Annotated in this window: 4 protein-coding genes; 3 read left to right on the top strand and 1 reads right to left on the bottom strand. The window is 71.0% G+C overall.

What is annotated here, in order from left to right:
* The first annotated feature begins 121 nt into the window (after nucleotides 1–121).
* The 3 genes from thiE to ACFUN8_RS29625 all read left to right on the top strand — a co-directional run bounded on the left by thiE (nucleotide 122) and on the right by ACFUN8_RS29625 (nucleotide 2901).
* Nucleotides 122–790 (top strand): thiamine phosphate synthase, encoded by a 669-nt coding sequence (gene thiE / locus ACFUN8_RS29635; protein ID WP_383644107.1) that lies wholly within the window; start codon nucleotides 122–124, stop codon nucleotides 788–790.
* A 146-nt stretch (nucleotides 791–936) separates the two neighbouring features.
* Nucleotides 937–1854, top strand: a complete 918-nt coding sequence (gene metF, locus ACFUN8_RS29630; RefSeq protein WP_383644104.1) for a methylenetetrahydrofolate reductase [NAD(P)H] — start codon at nucleotides 937–939, stop codon at nucleotides 1852–1854.
* Nucleotides 1855–1905: 51 nt separating this feature from the next.
* Nucleotides 1906–2901, top strand: a complete 996-nt coding sequence (locus tag ACFUN8_RS29625) for a hypothetical protein (protein ID WP_383644101.1) — start codon at nucleotides 1906–1908, stop codon at nucleotides 2899–2901.
* Nucleotides 2902–3032: 131 nt separating this feature from the next.
* Here the strand turns inward: ACFUN8_RS29625 and ACFUN8_RS29620 are convergent.
* Nucleotides 3033–3326 (bottom strand): integrase core domain-containing protein (locus tag ACFUN8_RS29620; RefSeq protein WP_383644098.1); only part of this gene is annotated, 294 nt, incomplete at its 5' end.

The following is a 3326-nucleotide window of genomic DNA, read 5'->3' as shown; positions in this document are numbered from 1 at the left end:
GGCGTGGGGCTGGGTGGGCGGCGCGGGGGGGGGGGGGGGGGCGCCCCCCCGCGCCCCCCCACGACCGTCCCCACACCCTGATCCGACAGACACCGATCTCGATCCGACGGGGGAGACCCGCATGCCCGCAGCGCCCGGTGCGCCCAGCGCACTCGATCTGCTGTCCGACGCCCGGCTCTATCTGTGCACGGACGCGCGGAAGCGGCAGGGGGATCTCCCCGAGTTCCTGGACGCCGTCCTCACCTCCGGTGTGGACATCGTGCAACTGCGTGACAAGGGCATGGAGGCGGCCGAGGAGCTGGAGCACCTCCAGGTCTTCGCCGACGCCTGCCGGCGCCACGGCAAGCTCCTCGCCGTGAACGACCGGGCCGACGTGGCGCACGCCATCGGCGCGGACGCGCTGCACCTGGGCCAGGGCGACCTGCCCGTCTCCGCCGCGCGCGCCATCCTCGGTACGGACCTGCTGATCGGCCGCTCCACACACTCGGAGGCCGAGGCGATGGCGGCGGCCGGCGAGCCCGGCGTGGACTACTTCTGCACCGGGCCCTGCTGGCCCACCCCCACCAAGCCCGGCCGGCCCGCCCCCGGTCTCGACCTCGTGCGGTACGCCGCGTCGCTGGCCACCCGGCGCCCGTGGTTCGCGATCGGCGGGATCGACGCGGGCAACCTCGACGAGGTGCTGGACGCCGGGGCCCGCCGGGTCGTGGTCGTACGGGCCCTCACGGAGGCGGACGATCCGGCCATGGCGGCCGCCGGCCTCGCGAAGCGCGTCCGCGACCGGGTCGCCTGACGCCCCGGGCGCCCCCGCCGGAGTCCGTGGTGCGGATCCGTACCGCGGGCCCATCCCCGCCCGAGGGATGCGCGGGGATGGTGTGAAACGGACAAAATTCCTTGCTCTGGTTGGGTGATCGGCACACCCCTCGATAACCTTTCGGTATGGCCCTCGGAGCAGCTTCGATCAGGACGGATCACGCCCGTACGGTGCGTGATCTGCTCGCGACCGGCGAGTTGTCGTATTCGTTCGAATTTTGGGCGCCCAAGACGGCGAAGGGCGAGCGGAACCTCTGGAACGCGCTGCGCCGGATCGAGGCCGTCGCCCCGAACTTCGTCTCGGTGACCTACGGGGCGGGCGGCTCCACCCGCGCGGGCACGGTGAAGGCGACCCAGCGCATCGCCGCCGACACCACACTCGTCCCGGTCGCCCACCTCACCGCCGTGGACCACTCGGTGGCCCAGCTGCGCAACATGATCGGCCAGTACGCGGACGCCGGGATCAGGAACATCCTCGCCGTGCGCGGCGACCCGCCCGGCGATCCGCGGGGCGAGTGGGTCAAGCACCCCGAGGGTGTGGAGTACGCGGCCGATCTGGTCCGTCTGATCAAGGAGTCCGGCGACTTCTGCGTCGGCGTCGCGGCCTTCCCCGAGATGCACCCGCGCTCCACCGACTGGGAGAGCGATGTGCGGCACTTCGTGGCCAAGTGCCGCGCGGGCGCCGACTACGCGATCACCCAGATGTTCTTCGACCCCGAGGACTATCTGCGGCTGCGCGACAAGGTGTCGGCCGCCGGCTGCGACACCCCGATCATCCCGGAGATCATGCCGATCACGAACGTCCGGCAACTTGAGCGCTTCTCGCAGCTCAGCAACGCGGTCGTGCCCCCGGCGCTGAAAGAGCGGATCCTCTCCGTCAAGGACGATCCCGCCGCTGTACGCTCCATCGGTATCGAGTACGCGACGGAGTTCTGCGCGACCCTGCGCGCGGAGGGTGTCCCCGGACTCCACTTCATTACACTCAACAACTCCACGGCGACGCTCGAAATCTACAAGAATCTCGGACTGCACGAGCAGTCGTGACCGGTCGTACCCGCCCCGTGCCGGGGCGGTGACCGCAGGAGAGGGGCGGGCATGGGCTGGACGGTCCTCTACATCGCGTTCGGCATCGTCGCGCTGTGGCTGCTGGGCGAAGTACTGCTCCAGTACAAGGCGCGGCTCCGTTGGCGACTCCTCGCCTTCACGGGTTTCGTCGGCGTGGTGCTGGGTGTCCTGCTCGCCTCCGTCCCCGTCATCGCGATCGGCGCGATCGCGTTCGCGGTCGGCCAGACCTATGTGACGCTGTCGTTCCGGCGCGGCTTCTCCACCGGCTGGGCGATCGGCGGCAGCCCCGGCGCGAGCCGGCGCCGCAGGGCCGGCGCCGGTGAGGCCGAGACACGCGAACCGAGCCTGGAAGTCTCGGACTTGGAGTACCAGCCCGTCGCCGCCGGTCCCGAGGACCTCGCGGGCCCCGTCCCCGACCAGCCCCCGTACGCGGCGTCCGTCTACGAGCCGGAGCCGATGCCCGACGAGACCGGGCAGTACGGCGTGTACAGCGACGCCGCCTACCAGGCGACCCAGTACGGCAACTACGACCCGTACGCCGGTTACACCACCTCCACCGGCCAGGACTCCTACGCCGACCAGGGCCAGGGCCAGGACCAGCACGCCTACGGCACGACCGACGCCTACGGTGCCGCCGACCCCTACGCGAGCCAGGGCCAGGACGGGTACGGCGCGCAGGACGGCTACGCCGGTCAACAGGACGCGTACGCGGGCCAGAACGGCCAGTACGACTACGGCACCGGCCAGCAGCAGTACGCCGCCTACACCGACCCGTACAGCGGCGCGACGACCGACGGCGACTCCTACGGCTCGTACGACAACTACGGCGGCCAGCAGCAGTACGCGGACCCCTACGGCGACCCGAACGGCCAGACCGGCCAGCCGGTGTACGGCGCGGACACGCCCCCCGGCGGCGTCTGGGTCCCGCAGCAGCGCGAGGGCGAGAACGTCCCCCCGATGCCGCAGCAGGAGCCCCGGAGTTACGGCTACGACCCCAACCAGGACGAGCAGCAGTACCGCTACTGACCGCTCCTGACGGCCACTCAACTCCCGCCCCGTCTTCGCCGGTTCACCCGACCGCGCCGTGGCCCGAGACAGACCCCGGGCCGTGTCCGCGAAGTCCCGCCCGCCCTGCGGCGCTATGTGTCGGACACGTCCTAGGTGTACTGACCCGGAGGGTTGTTGACGCGGGTGATGGGCGGGTGTCCGTCGAGTGCGGTGTGGCTGCGGTGGTGGTTGTAGGTGTGGAGGAAGTCTGCCAGGGCTTCGGTCCGCTCGGTGTTGGAGGTGTAGGGCCGGAGGTAGGCCCATTCGTCGGCGAGGGTGCGGTTGAAGCGTTCGACTTTGCCGTTGGTGTGCGGCCGGTAGGGGCGGGTGAGCTTGCCGGTCGCGCCGAGGTCGGCCAGGACGTTCTTCCATGCCAGGCCCTTGCGGTAGGCCCAGGCGTTGTC

The organism is Streptomyces sp. NPDC057307 (assembly GCF_042667665.1).
Taxonomy (GTDB): domain Bacteria; phylum Actinomycetota; class Actinomycetes; order Streptomycetales; family Streptomycetaceae; genus Streptomyces.
The sequence above is the reverse complement of the archived record's forward strand: the minus strand, read 5'-3'. Positions and strand labels throughout refer to the sequence as shown.